17 protein-coding genes and 1 pseudogene are annotated in these 16441 nt (G+C 62.3%); 14 read left to right on the top strand and 4 right to left on the bottom strand.

The annotated features are described in order from the left end of the window. Positions 1–2 precede the first annotated feature (2 nt). The 8 genes from DBW_RS04850 (at position 3) to lon (ending at position 9053) form a co-directional block, all read left to right on the top strand. Complete coding sequence (locus DBW_RS04850) at positions 3–599, top strand: prepilin-type N-terminal cleavage/methylation domain-containing protein (protein ID WP_066725053.1); 597 nt, start codon at positions 3–5, stop codon at positions 597–599. Next, entirely contained in the window at positions 596–1519 is a 924-nt protein-coding gene (gene gspK / locus DBW_RS04845) for a type II secretion system minor pseudopilin GspK (protein WP_082820186.1), read from the top strand. The genes DBW_RS04850 and gspK overlap by 4 nt, the downstream gene beginning before the upstream one ends. A gap of 4 nt (positions 1520–1523) precedes the next feature. Beyond that, a complete protein-coding gene (locus DBW_RS04840; RefSeq protein WP_066725045.1) occupies positions 1524–2903 on the top strand; it encodes a GspL/Epsl periplasmic domain-containing protein in 1380 nt (459 codons plus the stop codon). Continuing rightward, positions 2900–3427 (top strand): type II secretion system protein GspM, encoded by a 528-nt coding sequence (gene gspM, locus DBW_RS04835; protein WP_066725043.1) that lies wholly within the window; start codon positions 2900–2902, stop codon positions 3425–3427. Before DBW_RS04840 ends, gspM begins: the two co-directional genes overlap by 4 nt. Next, positions 3424–4308 carry a type II secretion system protein GspN gene (gspN, locus tag DBW_RS04830; RefSeq protein ID WP_066725040.1) on the top strand — a complete coding sequence of 295 codons (885 nt, stop codon included), beginning with the start codon at positions 3424–3426 and terminating at the stop codon, positions 4306–4308. The genes gspM and gspN overlap by 4 nt, the downstream gene beginning before the upstream one ends. Next, positions 4305–5324, top strand: coding sequence for a DUF3187 family protein (locus tag DBW_RS04825; protein ID WP_066725036.1), 1020 nt, complete (start codon positions 4305–4307; stop codon positions 5322–5324). Before gspN ends, DBW_RS04825 begins: the two co-directional genes overlap by 4 nt. A gap of 179 nt (positions 5325–5503) precedes the next feature. Continuing rightward, complete coding sequence (locus DBW_RS04820; protein ID WP_066724044.1) at positions 5504–6460, top strand: IS1595-like element ISDesu2 family transposase; 957 nt, start codon at positions 5504–5506, stop codon at positions 6458–6460. Positions 6461–6488: 28 nt separating this feature from the next. Further along, positions 6489–9053, top strand: a complete 2565-nt coding sequence (gene lon, locus DBW_RS04815; RefSeq protein WP_082820185.1) for an endopeptidase La — start codon at positions 6489–6491, stop codon at positions 9051–9053. On the opposite strand, the gene DBW_RS04810 is transcribed toward lon, so the two are convergent. Next, positions 8955–10163 carry an IS256 family transposase gene (locus DBW_RS04810; RefSeq protein ID WP_082820464.1) on the bottom strand — a complete coding sequence of 403 codons (1209 nt, stop codon included), beginning with the start codon at positions 10161–10163 and terminating at the stop codon, positions 8955–8957. The two genes, lon and DBW_RS04810, sit on opposite strands and share 99 nt — an antisense overlap. A 252-nt stretch (positions 10164–10415) precedes the next feature. Here DBW_RS04810 and DBW_RS04805 point away from each other — a divergent pair, with 252 nt between their 5' ends. The 3 genes and pseudogenes from DBW_RS04805 to DBW_RS04800 all read left to right on the top strand — a co-directional run bounded on the left by DBW_RS04805 (position 10416) and on the right by DBW_RS04800 (position 12678). Next, complete coding sequence (locus tag DBW_RS04805) at positions 10416–10655, top strand: hypothetical protein (RefSeq protein WP_066725031.1); 240 nt, start codon at positions 10416–10418, stop codon at positions 10653–10655. Positions 10656–10942: 287 nt separating this feature from the next. Next, positions 10943–11248, top strand: a complete 306-nt coding sequence (locus tag DBW_RS18405) for a hypothetical protein (RefSeq protein ID WP_157471772.1) — start codon at positions 10943–10945, stop codon at positions 11246–11248. Positions 11249–11721: 473 nt separating this feature from the next. Continuing rightward, positions 11722–12678: pseudogene (locus DBW_RS04800) on the top strand (IS1595 family transposase). A 63-nt stretch (positions 12679–12741) separates the two neighbouring features. On the opposite strand, the gene DBW_RS18055 reads toward DBW_RS04800, so the two are convergent. After that, a complete protein-coding gene (locus DBW_RS18055; protein ID WP_082820184.1) occupies positions 12742–12996 on the bottom strand; it encodes a Txe/YoeB family addiction module toxin in 255 nt (84 codons plus the stop codon). After that, positions 12993–13244, bottom strand: a complete 252-nt coding sequence (locus tag DBW_RS18050) for a type II toxin-antitoxin system Phd/YefM family antitoxin (protein ID WP_082820183.1) — start codon at positions 13242–13244, stop codon at positions 12993–12995. The genes DBW_RS18055 and DBW_RS18050 overlap by 4 nt, the downstream gene beginning before the upstream one ends. Positions 13245–13445: 201 nt before the next feature. On the opposite strand from DBW_RS18050, the gene DBW_RS04795 reads away from it, so the two are divergent. Then, the gene (locus DBW_RS04795) at positions 13446–13748 is read left to right on the top strand and encodes a (2Fe-2S) ferredoxin domain-containing protein (protein ID WP_066725028.1); all 303 of its coding nucleotides are present in this window, start codon (positions 13446–13448) and stop codon (positions 13746–13748) included. Positions 13749–13804: 56 nt separating this feature from the next. After that, positions 13805–14230 carry an EamA family transporter gene (locus tag DBW_RS04790; RefSeq protein WP_066725025.1) on the top strand — a complete coding sequence of 142 codons (426 nt, stop codon included), beginning with the start codon at positions 13805–13807 and terminating at the stop codon, positions 14228–14230. A gap of 9 nt (positions 14231–14239) precedes the next feature. Here the strand turns inward: DBW_RS04790 and DBW_RS04785 are convergent, their stop codons facing one another. Beyond that, on the bottom strand, positions 14240–15481 hold the full coding sequence (locus tag DBW_RS04785) for a GGDEF domain-containing protein (RefSeq protein ID WP_066725022.1): 1242 nt from the start codon (positions 15479–15481) through the stop codon (positions 14240–14242). A 149-nt stretch (positions 15482–15630) separates the two neighbouring features. Here DBW_RS04785 and DBW_RS04780 point away from each other — a divergent pair, with 149 nt between their 5' ends. After that, on the top strand, positions 15631–16404 hold the full coding sequence (locus DBW_RS04780; RefSeq protein ID WP_066725019.1) for a hypothetical protein: 774 nt from the start codon (positions 15631–15633) through the stop codon (positions 16402–16404). Positions 16405–16441: the final 37 nt, after the last annotated feature.

Raw genomic sequence — 16441 nt, 5'->3', positions numbered from 1 at the left:
GGATGGCCGACCAACGCGGGTTTACCCTGATCGAGGTGCTGGTGGCGGTGATCGTCACCTCCCTGCTGCTGCTCACCGTCTACGGCGTCTTCACCACCGTCGACGGCGCCCGGCAGCGGGTTGAGGGGGATGCCGAACGTTTTCACCAGGCGCGGGTGATCTTCGACCGTATCGGCCGCGAACTGCATGGCGTCTACTGGTCGGCGAGCAACCTGCAGACCCGCTTCCAAGGGGGGCTCAACCAGGCGGGACTTTCCTACCTCGAGCTGTCGACAACCACCGCGACGCCGCAAAGCGGGGGGGGCGGCATCGTCGTGGTCCGCTACGAAATGCAGCCCGACCCGGACCACGTCGGCACCTTCATGCTGCTGCGCAGCGAGCGGCAGCTCTTTACCGAGGCGTTCGGCGCCACCGATACCCTGCGCATGGCGGGCGGCATCGAGAGCTTTAATCTGCGCTTCTTTGCGCGGGGTGCCTGGCACGACAACTGGGACGCCGCCAGCGGCGGCCTGCCAGCGCTGGTGGAATTGACCCTGAACGAAGCGTCTCCCGCCGGGTCGGTTCCTTTTATTTCCAGCTTTGCGGTAACAGCGCTATGAGGTCGCCCCTCGGCAACGAGCGCGGCATGGTGCTGCTCCTGGTTCTGGTGGTGGTCACCCTGCTGGCGGCGCTGCTCAGCGAGTTCTCCTTTTCGAGCCTGGTTGATCTGCGCCTTGCCGAGACCTTCCGTGACAGCAGCCGCGCCTATTATCTCGCCAACGGCGGGGTGCGGGCCGGGCGCATGCTGCTGCAGGAGGACCGGAACAGTTACGACGGGCCCGACGAAGTCTGGAGCCAGGGGGTGGTCGGCTACCCGGTGGCCGACGGCGCCGTCACCATCTCCATCGCGGACCTCGGCGGGCGGGTTGACCTCAACCGCCTGGTGACGAGCGGGGTCAACGTCGATGCCTTCGTCAAGGACCGCTGCCTGCGCCTCTTTACCAATCTCGACCTCGAGGATCCGGCAGGCCTGGTCGACGCCCTGATCGACTGGCTCGATTTCGGCGACAGCGACCAGGAACAGCCCCTCGGTGCCGAATCGGCGTATTACCTCGGCCTGCCGCGCCCCTATCCGGCGGGGAACGGCCCCCTCGCCAGCTTCGACGAGCTCAGCCTCGTCAAGGGGTTCACCGCCGAGGTACTGGCGACCCTGGCGCCGCATGTGACGGTCTACGGCGGCGCCAGGATCAATATCAATACCGCCAGCAAGGAGGTCATTCTCGCCCTCTCCGAGCAGATGGACGAGCAGACCGCCGAGGAGATCGTGACCTCCCGCGCGGAGACGCCTTTCAAAACCCTGCAGCAGCTCCAGGACCTGCCGGGGATGGAAACCCTGTACGGAGCGATAGCGACCTTCATCGATCTCAAGAGCGACAACTTTCGCATCGAGTCACTGGGACAGGTCGGGGACGGTGCCCGCACCGTCGTCGCAGTGGTGCAGAAATCGGGCGACCGGATCCTTTACCAGCGAGTGTACTGACATCATGGCCAAGCGCTTTATCGGAATCGACATCGACACGACCCATGTCCGGGTCGCGATCCTCGAAGCGGAACGGGGGACGACCACCTTGAGCGCGGTCGCGGGGCGTTCCTACGCCGGCGCCGCGGAGCTGTTGCCGGCCATCCGCGAACTGCTCGGCGCCCCTCCGGCCATCGGCGACCGCCTGGCGACAGCGTTGCCAGCCGGCAGCGCCTTCGTGCGCTGGCTGCAGTTCCCCTTCGCCGAACCGCGCAAGCTCGCCGCGGCCCTGCCGCTGGAACTCGACAGCCAGCTGCCGGTGAGCCTCGACGCCTTCCTCGTCGATTCCCTCCCGCCGCAAGCGGCCGGGGAGCTCTTCCGGGTGCCGGCGGTGGCGGTGCGCAGGAGCGCTGTCGCCGAACTGACCGCCGCCTTCGACGAAGACGGCCTGCCGCTGCACATCGTCGATCTCGCTCCTTTCGCCTACCTCGCCGGATTGGCGGCTGACTTCCGCGACGGCCTGCTGATCCACCTCGGCGCGAGCGCCACCACCCTCACCCTGGTGCGAGCCGGGGAGCCCCGGGATCTACGCCTCCTCCCCGGCCCGCCACCGGAGCTGGTCCCCCTGCAGCGGGCGATCGCCCCCCTGCGCAGCACCGCCGGCGAGGACCTGCCGCTGTTGCTGATCGGTCCCGGCGCGACGAGTGAACTGCTCGCAGGGCTGCGCCAGGCCGGCGCGATCCTGGCGCCGGCCCCGACCGGGAGCGACGGCCAGCCCCTCGCCGCCGAGTTTCTCCCCGCCCTCGCCATCGCCCGGCGGGCAGCCCGGGAGCGGGACCGGCTCTTCAACTTCCGGCGCGGCCCCTTTGCCCTGAAGAGCGAATGGATGGCCCTCAAGCGGCGCCTGGTCGCCGCCGCCATCCTGCTGGCGGTCGCCGTCGGCGCCGCCGGCGCCACCGCCTGGCTCAACTATGCTGACCGCGCCGGTCGCGCGGCGGCGCTCAACCGGCAACTCCTGGAGATCTTTCACCAGACCTTTCCCGGGGAGCCGGTGGTGGTCGAGGTCCCCTTGCAGATGGCGAGCAAGCTCAAGGGTGTCGAACAGCGCCTCGCTGTGATCGGCACCACCGGCAGCCAGTCTCCCCTGGCAGTGCTGCGCGAGGTATCGCGCCTGACGCCGACCGATATTCGCGTCGATATCAGCGATTTCAACTTCAGCGCCGACGGCCTGCGCCTGGAAGGGACGAGCGACGATTTTGCCGCTGTCACCCGCCTCGCCGGGGAACTCGGCACCTCGCCCCTCTTCAGCAAGGTCCAGGTCGCCGATTCGAAAGCGAGCCTCGCCGGCAACCAGATCGAGTTCCGCCTCGCCATCAGCCTTGGCAACGAACAGGAGCGCCCATGATCTCCCAACTCAGCCAGCGTGATCGCCTTGCCCTTCTCGTCGGCGCGGTGGCCGTACTCTTTGCCCTCCTCTATTTTGGCGTCCTCAGCCCCTACCAGGGCGCGCTGGCACGCCTTGACGCCCGCATTACCACGCGCCAGCAGCAACTGGTGGAGGTCCAGGACCTGGCACGTCGCTACCAGCTGCTGCAGCGGGTTCTGGCCCAGGCCGACCAGCGTATTGCCCAGGGCGAGCAGCTCACCCTGACCTCCTTTCTCGAGGATCTGGTAAAGCGTTACGCTACCCAGGAGAACCTGGTCGGCATGCGGCCACAACCGGCGAGTGCCCAGGGGGACCTGCGCCAGGAAACGGTAGAGGTGCGGCTGGAGAAGGTCCGCCTCGGTCAGGTGGTCCAGCTCCTCAACGCCATTGATGGCGCTCCGGGCTATCTCAAGGTCCAGAATCTGCGCTTCAAGACCCGCTTTGACGACCGCAGCCAGCTCGACGCGACCTTCACCGTCGCCGCCTACAGGAGGAGCGCATGAAACTCTTTCGCCTCCCCCGGCGCGCCGCCGCAGCCGCCCGGCCACGCCGCCAGCGCTCCCACCTGCTGCTCGGCACCCTCGGCGTCGGCCTGCTCGGTTTCCTGGCCGGCTGCTTCCTCTTCTTTCCGACCACACTGCTGCGCGACTGGCTGGTCGCCGAGGTCGCCGCCAAGACCCCGTGCCAGCTGGAAATGAAAAGTATCGCCCTGCGCTTTCCCTTCGGCTTGACCGCCCGCGACCTGGTCCTCAGCGGTGGCGGGCTGCCAACACCGGTGCCGGTTGACCGGCTGCAGGTCACCCCGCGCTGGTTCTCCTTCTTCAGCGGCAACCCCGGCGCCGTTATCGAGGCGGAGCTTTTCGGTGGTGAGCTGAACGGCGAGATTCACCGCGACGGCGCCTTCAGCGCGCGCGGCCAGGGGCTGACCCTCGACCTGCCGCTGGGGGAGAAGCTCCCCCTGACCGTGGCCGGCAACCTGCGCGACCTCGTCGCCCGCGGCGCCCTGCCGCTCACGACCGGCACCGCCAGCAAGCTGCAACTGACCATCAACGAGCTGCGCCTGAACGGCGCCAAGGCCCTCGGCAGTGGCAAGGACGTGCTGCGCCTCGGCACTGCCAGCTTAAAAGCCACCGGCCAGGGGAACAGCTTTCGCATCGAGGAGCTGAAATGCAGCGGCGGCGATCTCACCCTCGAAGCCGGCGGCAGCCTGCTCCTTGCCACCCCGCCGCCCCAGAGCCGGCTCAACCTGACCCTCAACCTCCAGCCCACGGCGAGCTTCGATCCGGCATTGAAGGATCTTCTGAGCGTCTTTGGCAAACCGGCGCGCGACGGCTCCCTGCGCCTGCGCCTGACCGGCTCCCTGGCCAAGCCGAGTCTGCAATGATGCGATCACCTTCATCCCGCCGCCTCGCCCCCCTGCTCGGCCTGCTGTTGCTGCTCCTGCCGGCGACTGCCGGCAGCGCCGCGAATCCCCTGGCGCCCTTCACCGTCAGCAACCAGAGCCCGCTGGCGGCCGGCTTCGGCCTGCCGGCCCAGCTCGACGCCGAGCTGCCGGCGGCCGGGAGCTGGCAGGGAGCGCTGCGCTACGACCTTGCCAGCAACTACACCGAGAACAGCAACACCCACGAGGAGATTCTCCTCGATGGGGAGAGCCAGCGCCTGACTCTGGCGCTGAACCGGAGCTTTGCCGGCGGCTGGAACCTTGGCCTCGAAATCCCCTGGGTCAGTCACCGCGGCGGCTCCCTCGACTCCTTCATCGAAGACTGGCACGATACCTTCAGTCTCCCCCAGGGGGGACGCGACACTGCCCCGAAAGGGCGGCTCGAATACCGCTACGTTCGCGACGGCGTCACCCTGCTCGAGATGACCGACGCGGCCGAGGGGCTCGGCGATGTCGCCCTCAGCTGCGGCTGGCAGGCTTCGCTCGAAACAAAACCGACCCGCACCGCCCTCGCCTTCGGCGCCCGCCTCAAACTCCCCACCGGCGACAGCGACCGGCTGCTCGGCAGCGGCAGCACCGACCTCGCCCTCTGGCTGGCGGGCCGTGCCGAAGAGGAGAGCGAAGAAGGGAACTTTGCGGCCTGGTTCGCCCTCGGCGGGCTCGCCATGACCCGCGGCGACCTCCTCGGCGACCAGCAGCAGCCTCTCGCCGCCTTTGGCCGCTTCGGCCTCGGTTGGAGCCCGGCCCGCTTCATCTCCTTCAAACTGCAGCTTGACGGCAACAGCCCGCTCTACTCGGACAGCGACCTCGACGAGCTCGGCTCGGCCCTGGTGCTGACCATGGGCGGCAGCCTGCTCCTGCCGGCACAGCTGCGCCTCGATCTCGGCGTCGGCGAAGATCTGGCCGTCGGCGCCTCCCCCGATGTCGTCTTCCACCTCGCCCTGAGCCGCGATTTTTAACCGACGTTCCCGCGCTTTTGCTCCGGCAACGGTTGACAGCCGCCCCGGCAGTGATTAGTTTCAGCGGAACCGCATTTTCTTTCCTGATTAGCCCTAATTCTCAGCTATGACACATTCTGTCGCACAGGAAGCATAGAGTTTGGCCATGGAACCCATGAAAAACAAGGAGGTTAGCACCCATGGCCATCAATCGTATCCAGTTTCAACCGGGGCTGAGCTTGGCTGATTTTCTCAAAGACTACGGTACGGAAACCCAATGCGAGGCGATCCTTGAGCACTCGCGCTGGCCCCAAGGATTTGTCTGCCCAGCATGCAGTGCAAGCCGCGCGGTCCAGTTCCGGCGAGGACAGTCGAAAATCTTCCAGTGCAGTCGCTGTCGAAAACAGATCTCTCTGATTTCCGGAACGATTTTTCATGGGAGCAATCTACCGCTGACCCAGTGGTTTCTTGCCCTCTACTTTATGACACAAGGCAAGTCCGGCCTGTCGATGCTGGAGATGAGACGTATGCTGGGCTTGAGCTACAAGGCGGCTTGGCGACTCAAGCACAAGCTCATGCAGGCGATGTTCGAACGCGAAGAGACAACGGTTCTGGGTCAGCGAGTCGAGATCGACGATGCCTACTTGGGCGGAGAACGCTCCGGCGGGAAAGTCGGTCGCGGTTCGGAGAACAAAGTTCCCTTCATTGCGGCGGTGGAAACGAGTCATGACGGCCATCCGCTGCGAGCGGTTTTTAGCCGGGTGACGACCTTCAGCAGCCATGACGTTGATCAATGGGCCAAGAATCATTTGGCACCGACGGCGCTGGTCGTTTCTGATGGCCTGAATTGCTTCCGCGCGGTCACCAAGACTGGGTGCTACCATCAGCGAGAGGTGGTTGGTGATCAACGCAGAAGTACCGACATGGGCTGCTTCCACTGGATCAACACCATCCTGGGCAATCTTAAGACGGCCATGGCCGGAACGTATCATGCGTTTGACTTCGACAAATATGCGCATCGCTATCTGGCCGAGTTTCAGTACCGGTTCAACCGGCGGTTCGATCTGCGCAGCATGCTGCCAAGACTGCTGTTCGCCTGTGTCTCAATCGGCAAGCGGCCCGAGGCCTGGCTTCGCCGAGCTGAGAATTGGACCTAATCAGGTTTTCTTTTGAAAGTGAGCTCCGATGAACGACGACAACGAGAAGATTATCGACGCCGAAATCAATGGGAACGACCAGGCTGCGGAGGAACCACCAGTCGCGGATGGACTGATCCTCGCCTCGGACATCCTCCCCGGCGAACTGCCGATCCTGCCGCTGCGGCCGCGGCCGGCCTTCCCCTCGCTGATGATCCCGATGGTCGCCAACGGCCCGCTGCAGACGGCCGCCGTCACCCGGGCCCTGGCCACCCCGAGCCAGGCGCTCGGCCTGATCCTGGTCAAGCACCTCGAAGGCGAGGACAGCCCCGCCAACCTGCACCGGGTCGGCGTGGTCGGCAAGATCCTCAAGGTGATCCACCAGGAGGAGGAGAGCATCCACTTCCTGGTCAACTGCCTCGAACGCTTCACCTGCGACGAGATCTATGCCCACAACGGCGGTCTCAGCGCCCGGGTGAGCTACCGCTACAGCGCCGAACTCTCGGTCAACGCCGAGCTCAAGGCCTATTCGATGGCGATCATCGGCACCCTCAAGGAGCTGGTACAGATCAACCCGCTCTACTCCGAGGAGATCAAGATGTTCCTCGGCCGCTCGAGCATGGACGACCCGGGCCGGCTCGCCGACTTCGCCGCCAACCTGACCAGCGCCGACGGTCAGGAACTGCAGCAGATCCTCGCCACCATCGAGGTGCGCCGCCGCATCGACAAGGTGCTGGTGCTGCTGAAAAAAGAGCTCGAGGTCTCACGCCTGCAGACCCGGATCAGCAAGCAGATCGAGGAGAAGATCTCCAAGCAGCAGCGCGAGTTCTTCCTCAAGGAGCAGTTCAAGGCGATCAAGAAGGAACTGGGGCTGGAGAAGGAGGGGAAGACCGCCGAGGTCGAGAAGTTCCAGGCGCGGCTGAAGAAGCTCAAGCTGAACCCCGAGGCGCAGAAGACGGTCGAGGAGGAGCTGGAGAAGCTGCGCCTTTTGGAGCCCAACTCCCCCGAGTACACCGTCACCCGCAACTACCTCGACTGGCTGACGATCCTCCCCTGGGGAAAATTCAGCAAGGACTCCTATAACCTGGAGAAGGCGCGCAAGGTCCTCGACCGCGACCACTTCGGCCTCCAGGATGTCAAGGACCGCATCCTCGAGTTCATCGCCGTCGGCAAAATGAAGGGGGATATCTCCGGCTCGATCCTCTGCCTGGTCGGCCCCCCTGGGGTCGGCAAGACCTCCATCGGCCACTCCATCGCCGATGCGTTGGGGCGCACCTTCTACCGTTTCTCTTTAGGTGGCATGCGCGACGAGGCCGAGATCAAGGGGCACCGCCGCACCTACATTGGCGCCATGCCCGGCAAGTTCGTGCAGGCGATGAAGACCGCCGCCAGCGCCAACCCGGTGCTGATGCTCGACGAGATCGACAAGATCGGCGCCTCCTTCCAGGGCGACCCGGCCTCGGCGCTGCTTGAGGTCCTCGACCCGGAGCAGAACGCCACTTTCCGCGACCACTACCTCGACGTCCCCTTCGACCTGTCGAACGTTCTCTTCGTCTGCACCGCCAACCAGCTCGACACCATCCCGGCGGCGCTGCTCGACCGCATGGAAGTGATCCGCCTCTCCGGCTACATCCTCGAGGAGAAGCTCGAAATCGCCCGCCGCTACCTGATCCCCAAGGCCCTCGCTGCCCACGGTCTGAAGAAAGGGCAGGTGACGATTGCCAAGCCGGCGCTCGCCGCCATTATCGACGGCTACGCCCGCGAGGCCGGGGTGCGCAACCTGGAAAACCGCATCCGCAAGATCATGCGCAAAGCGGCGATGGCCTTCGCCAGCGGCCGCACGGAGAAGCTCACGGTGGCAAAGAAGGATCTGGTCGACTACCTCGGCCAGCCCCTCTTCTCCCCCGAGGAACTCTTCGAGGGGGTCGCCGGCGTCGCCACCGGACTGGCCTGGACCAGCATGGGCGGCGCGACGCTGCAGATCGAAGCGACTGCCATGCCGAGCAAGGCCAAGGGGTTCAAACAGACCGGCCAGCTCGGCAAGGTGATGGTCGAATCGTCGGAGATCGCCTACTCCTACGTCATGGCCCACCTCACCGAGTACGGGGAAAAGGACGACTATTTCGACAATCACTTCGTCCACCTCCACGTCCCCGCCGGCGCCACCCCCAAGGACGGCCCCTCGGCCGGGGTTACCATGACCACCGCGCTCCTCTCGATGATCAGCGGCGTGCCGATCCGCCCCAAGCTCGGCATGACCGGCGAGCTGACCCTCACCGGCCGCGTCCTGCCGATCGGCGGCGTCAAGGAGAAGACCATCGCCGCCCGCCGCGCCGGCCTGAAGACGCTGATCTTTCCGGCCGAGAACGAGAAGGATTTCGACGAGCTTCCCGACTACCTCAAGGAGGGCCTCGACGTTCACTTCGCCCACGACTATGCGGAGGTCCACAAGGTCGCCTTCGGCGACCAGCACCGGGGCGAACGGGTCTGTCAAACGAACTGTGTATCCGCTCTTTCAATAGACCAGATTCAACGGCACCCGGTCTTCGCCGAACATCACTTGGAATGTCTGCAGCGCTGGCTTCCAGTTGTGGATCATCTTCCAGTTGCGTGACGCCTGCCGGATTGCCAGATAGAGCGCCTTGATCGCCGATTCGTCGTTGGGGAATATCCTCCGGTTGCGGGTCAGCTTGCGCAGGCTCATGTTTAGCGATTCGATCGCGTTGGTCGTGTAAATGACCTTGCGAATTTCCGGCGGAAACTGGAAAAACGGGATGATGTTGTCCCAGTTGCTCCGCCACAAGCGGATTACCGAACGATAGGACTTGCCCCAATCGGCGTCCAGTTGTTCCAACTCCGCCGCCGCTTCTTCGGCGGTCGCCGACTGGTAGATACGCTTGAGGGCCGCGACCACGGCCTTGCTGTCCTTGACCGTGACGTAACGCAGGCTCGCCCGCACCAGATGGACGATGCAGAGTTGGGTCAGGGTCTTGGGGAAAATGGCGTTGACCGCTTCCGGCAGCCCTTTCAGCCCGTCCATGCAGGCGATGTAAACATCCTGCACGCCGCGATGGCGCAGTTCGGTGAGGACCGAGAGCCAGAACTTGGCCCCTTCGGTCTCGGCGATCCACAGGCCGAGAACTTCCTTCTCGCCGCGCAGGTTGACGCCGAGAACCACATGGGCCGACTTGTTGACCACCTGCTTGCCGTGATGAATCTTGACCGTCAGGCCATCGAGCCACAGGATCGGGTAGACGGCTTCCAGTGGGCGATTCTGCCAGGCCCGGACCTCGTCCAGAACCGATTCGGTCACCTGGGAGATGACGGCATGGGAAATCTCCACGCCGTAGAGATCCTTCAGGGCGTCCTCGATGTCGCGGGTCGTCATCCCTTTGGCATAGAGGGTCAGGATCTTTCCTTCCATCCCGGCCAGGCGAATCTGGCGTTTGCGAACCAGTTGCGGCTCGAAAGACCCCGCCCGGTCGCGGGGCGTTTCGATCTCCAGTTCGCCGAAGGTGCCCTTGACGGTTTTACTGCTCTTGCCGTTGCGGGTGTTGGCGCGTTTCGCCGGCCCGGCTTCGCCGGCTCCGTAACCCAGATGCGCGGTCATTTCGGCGTCCAGGCTGCGGTTGATCATGCGCTGTAGCAACCGCGAATAGAGTTTGTCGACGTCCTCGGGGGTTTTGCAGTCGACCAAAAGCTCGTCCAATTTGTCTGATTTAATCTCAGGTGGGTCGAATTCCCCGAAGCTTGCTTCGATGAAAGCGATCAATCTAAACTTTTGATACCCCGTAGCTTGCTGCGGGGAGATTCATTCGCCATCGTTTCTGCTCCTCGGTGGGGGAATTGCCCCACTCTCTCATGGAGCAGATACACAGTTCAATTTACAGGCTCGGGCGAACGGAAAAAGTCGCGCCAATAGAACCCCCGGCCCTTAACCATCACCGCTATCGATCCCCTGAACCCGGAGTTTTCCATGACAGTAGCCGAACTGAAACAAGCGACCCTGGCCCTCTCCCGCGAAGAGAAGCAGGCCTTCATCCTCGACACCCTGCAGCCGCTGGCCAAGGACGCCATGGCCGACCCCGCCTTTTTGATGCAGCTCTTCCCGGTCTTTCTCGCCATCATCAAGGAGAGCGGCCTCGACCTCCAGCAGTTGATCCAGTTCGCATCGATGTTCGGCACCACTCAGCCGGGCAGCAACAGCGTCCCCTGACCTTCCTGGCCGGCCATCCGGCCTAAATCCTTGACATTCCCGACACGAAGCGGTTGAATGCTGCTTGTGTTTACTGGAATGGCAAGGAGGAGGGAGATGCCGCACCGCTCCGACAACCGACCATAAATCAACCGCCCGTACCGGCTCAGTGCCGGACGGGCGGTTTTTGTTTATGCCGCTGTAGGGGAATTTACAACTTATTGAAATCTTGGCGATTTAAAACCGATATGACAGTTGCTGTTATATCCGATATAACAGCAACTGCCTAATCACTGTTGGGTGTTCAAATGACAAAAGTTGAAACAACAATAAATGGTGAACTTTACACACACAAGTTATTGTGGAAATGTTGTTTTCAACAATTTGATGCTGCCAATAAAGCAATTATAAATTTTGAAAGTTCTTACTATTTTGAACTTTCGGCAATGCTTCTTGCTTATTTAACATTTGAGTCTTATATAAATTTTTTGGGTGATCGCCTTGCTCCAGAAATATGGAAATCGGAAAAATATTTTTTCAATAATCCACAATATAAAGGAATTGACGGAAAAATGAATCTCCCCGCAGCAAGCTACGGGGTATCAAAAGTTTAGATTGATCGCTTTCATCGAAGCAAGCTTCGGGGAATTCGACCCACCTGAGATTAATTGGTTACATGAAATCGCAAAGAAAAATACCGACGAGTATTGGCTCGAAAATGATGCACTTGACGGCATAGTTGAATCATCATTCGGAGACACAAGATCCTTATAAATACCTAACACTACCGTTATGGAGATAAAATTTGCAGACATGGAGGGGGCAGATCGGGAGGCAATCGTGTCACGGGATGCAATCGTGTCAGGCCTGCAAACATGGTAATAGTTGAACGGGGCATTCGTGCCAGGCCTGCAAACATGCAATTAGGTGATAAAATTCGCGCATACCAAGAAAGCCACGGGGAACCCTTTCAGTGTCAACTTTGACAATCCTGATTAGGTCTGATTCTCAGCTATGACACATTCTGTCGCACAGGGAGCATAGAGTTTGGCCATGGAACTCATGAATAACAAGGAGGTTGGCATCCATGGCCATCAATCGTATCCAGTTCCAACCGGGGCTGAGCTTGGCTGATTTTCTCAAAGACTATGGTACGGAGGCCCAATGCGAGGCGATCCTTGAGCACTCGCGCTGGCCCCAAGGATTTGTCTGTCCAGCATGCGGTGCAAGCCGCGCGGTCCAGTTTCGGCGAGGACGGTCGAACATCTTCCAGTGCTGTCGCTGCCGCAAACAGATCTCGCTGATCTCCGGAACGATTTTCCATGGGAGCAATCTGCCGCTGACCCAGTGGTTTCTGGCCCTCTACTTCATGACACAAGGCAAGTCCGGCCTGTCGATGCTGGAGTTGAGACGAATGCTGGGTTTGAGCTACAAAGCGGCTTGGCGGCTCAAGCACAAGCTCATGCAGGCGATGTTCGAGCGCGAAGAGACAACGGTTCTGGCCCAGCGGGTCGAGATCGACGACGCCTACTTGGGCGGGGAACGCTCCGGCGGTAAGGTTGGTCGCGGTTCGGAGAACAAAGTTCCCTTCATTGCGGCAGTGGAGACCAGTCACGAGGGCCATCCGCTGCGAGCTGTTTTTAGCCGGGTGACGACCTTCAGCAGCCATGACGTTGATCAATGGGCCAAGAATCACTTGGCACCGACGGCGCTGGTCGTTTCTGATGGCCTGAATTGCTTCCGCGCCGTCACCAAGACTGGGTGCTACCATCAGCGAGAGGTGGTTGGTGATCAACGCAGAAGTACCGACATGGGCTGCTTCCACTGGATCAACACCATCCTGGGCAATCTTAAGACGGCCATGGCCGGAACGTATCATGCGTTTGACTTCGACAAATATGCGCATCGCTAACTGGCCGAGTTTCAGTACCGGTTCAACCGGCGGTTCGATCTGCGCAGCATGCTGCCAAGACTGCTGTTCGCCTGTGTCTCAATCGGCAAGCGGCCCGAGGCCTGGCTTCGCCGAGCTGAGAATTGGACCTAATCAGGTTGACAATTGGACATTTGCATGAGCGATTTCTACCTGCTCGTTGCGCAAGAATCATTATCAGTAATGGTATCGAACTTGGGCGATAAATATTGAATCATTTACAATTTTATAAACGATTCTGTGCTCATCATTGATTCGACGAGACCAATAACCCGATAAGCCATGCTTCAAAGGTTCAGGCTTCCCGATACCAGAAAGAGGCGAACGCTGAATATCCTGAATCAAAGCATTCACCCGCTTGAGGATTTTTTGATCAGTTTGTACCCAATATTGGTAATCTTCCCAGGAATTTTCGGAAAATATCAGCTTCAAAGGGTAAGCTCCCGCTCGGTGCCACCACCTGTTTCAAGTTGAGCAATTGACTCGAGAAGGCGTCGAACATTTTTGGGGCTTCTCAGTAAGTAAGCAGTCTCTTCAAGAGCTTGAAAGTCTTCAAGAGACATCATGACAACTGAGCTTTCATTGCGGCGCGTGATAATGACCGGGTCATGATCCTCGCACACTTTTTCCATTGTTTTTGCTAAGTTACTTCGTGCACTGGTATATGTAATTGCATCCATGATTTTCAGCTCCCTTCAGAATATGTACGTGACACTGTACCACAAGCAAGGGCTCAGAACAAGACCGGGTTATGGACCTTACAGGCTTCAGGTCTGCACTTTGCACAAGCAGACGATCAACCAGCGGCAGCGCGCGGTCTTCTCTTTGCTTCACTGATTCGCCTTGTGACCTTGAGAACAACAAAGAATCGGAGCCTCTTTATGCCTGCCCAGAGCCAATCCCCCTACACAGCCCACATCTTCGTCTGCACCAACGACCGCAAGGGTGAGAGAAAATCGTGCGCCGACAACCAGAGCCAGTTGGTCCGGGCCAGGCTGAAGGAGGTCGCTGACGAGAAGGGCTGGCAGGGAAAGGTCAGAATCTCCAACTCGGGCTGCATGGGGCTGTGCGCCCAGGGGCCCAACGTGATGATTTACCCGCAGAAGATCTGGTTCTCCGAAGTCTCCCCTGAGGATGTGGAGGAAATCGTCGCTGCCATGGGACGCTTCCTGGCGGCGGATTGAAATGAGTACCCGGCAACAGAAATCGCTCCATCTCTCTGCCCAATAGGAACCGATTCATGGCACCCTGGTTCTGGTATGCCATCGCCGCCGCCGTCCTCTACGGCGCCCATCAGATCTTCACCCGCCTCGCCGCCGACCACATCGGCGAAGGGGTCGGCGGCTTCGTCGTCGAGGCAGTCGCGACCCTGACGATCCTGCTCTATCTCGGCGTCCTCTGGCTCAACGGCCGCTGGGAGCAGAAGCTCACCCTCTCCGGCTTCAGCTACTCGGCCCTCACCGGCATCTGCGTCGGCGCCGGCACCGTCGCCTTCTTCCTGCTGTTCCAGCGCGGCGGCCCGATCTCCGCGGTGCCGGCGATCCTCGCCGGCGGCGCCGCGATCATGGCGGTGGCCGGCATCCTCTTTTTTCACGAGGCGGTCACCCTGCAGCGCACCCTCGGCATCCTCTTTTCGATCCTCGGGCTTTTCCTGCTGCGGCGCTGACCCGCTTTCTCACCCCCGCGTCCGAATCCCTTTCCCCGCCTTCTCCCCCGCCCCACAAATCCGGTTGCGCCCGGTCTGCTTCGCCTTGTAGAGGGCCTGGTCGGCGGCCTTGATCACCTGCTCGGGGTGCTGGCCAGGCTGCCGCTCAGCGACGCCGATGCTGGCGGTGACCGAAAGACGCTGGCTGCCGGTCCTGGCCGGCGGCTGCTGCGGCCGTTTGGCCGGGCGGGCGGCGTCGCGCAGGGTGAAACCGGCGGCGGCGATGGCCTGGTGCAGGGCCTCGAGATGGGGGAGCGCCGTCGCCGCATCCTTGCCGGGGAAGAGGACGGTGAACTCCTCGCCGCCGTAGCGAAACGCCCGCCCCCCGCCTTTGACCCGCGCCAGCCGCGCCGCCACCATCTTCAGCACCTGGTCGCCGACATCGTGACCGTAGCGGTCGTTGACCTTCTTGAAGTGATCGACATCGACCATCGCCAGGGTGTAGCGCCGCCCGACCCGCAGCAACGCCTCGTTGAGGGAACGGCGCGCCGGCAGCCCGGTCAGCTCGTCGCGAAAGGCCATGCTGTAGGAGAGCTCGATCACCGCCGCCACCAGGATCAGCCCAGCGCTGGCGAAGGCGACGCTGGCGCCGGCGCCGGGCGAGGCGACCAGGAGCGGGTAGCAAGAGAGCCCTGTCGCCCAGACGAAACCCCCTTCGAGGGGACCGGGGCGGCGCAACAGCCAGAACAGCAACAGGGCCGCGCTGATCAGCAGGACGAGGAGGAGCGGCTCGGTCAGAGGGGGCGGCAGGACGAATGGGAGCGGCCCGGGGAGAAGCGGGCGACGATAAATCTCCTGCAGCAGCCCGGGACGCTGGAGGTGGAGCGCGGCGACGGCTACGGGCTGCAGCCCGATCAGAAGCAGGCGCAGCAGACCGGGGAGCGTAAAGAGGCCGCGCTCGCTGAAGCCGGCGACCAGCGCCAGGTTGAGGGGAAGCAGGAGGCGCAGGGCGGCAAGAAACTCGGGAGCGGGCGCCAGCGCCAAGGTGCGTTCGGCGATCACCAGCAGCAGTAGCGCAAAGAGGAGCCGGCTGCGGTTGAAGCGCCAGCCGAAGAAGAGCCCGGCGCCGAGGACGAGCAGCGGGTAGAAGGGGAGAAAGGCCTGCAGACCGGGTGGCAGCGGCAGAAAACGGGCAATGGAAACAACCAGCGCGGTGATCAGCCCGCCGGGGATCAGGAGATGGTAGCCAGTTTTTCGGGCGCTGGTCGGCATCGGTCACGCTGTCCGGTCGAGGGGCGATTGGCGGCTGCCACGATAGCACGTCAGCGCATTGGGGGGAAGGCTGTGGGAGGGTTGCATTTCGGCGTCCGGGAAGGCATGCTGGTGTGGTCCAAATCCTCAGCCCTAACCCGGGAGGAAACATGCGCGTCGTCGCTATCTACAAGCTGCAGGGGAGCCCGGAGGAGCTGGCTGCCAAGCTCGGCACCGCCCTCAACATTCTTCCTTACGAGGCCCGCGCCCGGGTCATCGCCCCCGGCGGCGGACCGGCGGTGGTCGGCTGCTTTGCCGAGGCTGGCGCCGCGGCAACCTGCGCCAGCCGTCTGCGTGAAGAGGGCTTTGCCGTGCTCGAACTCGATTCGGCCGCTGCCGAGCGGGAGGCCGCCCGCTTTATCGCCCATCAGCTCACCCTGACGGATGCCGGGCTGGCGGCGGTCGATCGCCAGGGGGGACGACTCCTTCTCCCCTGGAGCGAGATCCGGCTGCTGCTGCGCGGCACCGGCATCATCACCACCACCACGACGAGCACCACCAAGGAAAAGAAGTTCAGCCCCGGCCTGGCGGTCGCCACGGGGGGACTGATGATGCGCAAGACCGTAAAGAGCACCAGCGAATCGACCACCCAGGAGCGCCAGCCCTTCCTCCTCGTCTATGCCAGCGGCCGGCAGCCACTCCTCGTCCGCCAGGACCAGACCGATTACAGCACCCTCGGCGAACAGCGTCAGCTCAGCCGCGAGGCCAACTACAACTGGATCTGCGCCGAACTGCGCCGGCGTGCGCCGCAGGCGGTTTACGACGATCGGCTGCAGACGCGCCCCGGTCAGGCCCAGCTGCTCGGTTCCACCCTCCCGCCTGAGCAGCATCTGGACCTGGCCATCACCCTGCTGGCCCGGGCCGCCGGGGCATTTCCCCGTTGACGAAGGGGCTGCGAACTGCTAGCTTATCGGCGCTATG

The sequence above is a fragment of the Desulfuromonas sp. DDH964 genome, from assembly GCF_001611275.1.
Taxonomy (GTDB): domain Bacteria; phylum Desulfobacterota; class Desulfuromonadia; order Desulfuromonadales; family DDH964; genus DDH964.
Note: the sequence above shows the minus strand (reverse complement) of the source record. Positions and strands in the feature narration are given on the sequence as shown.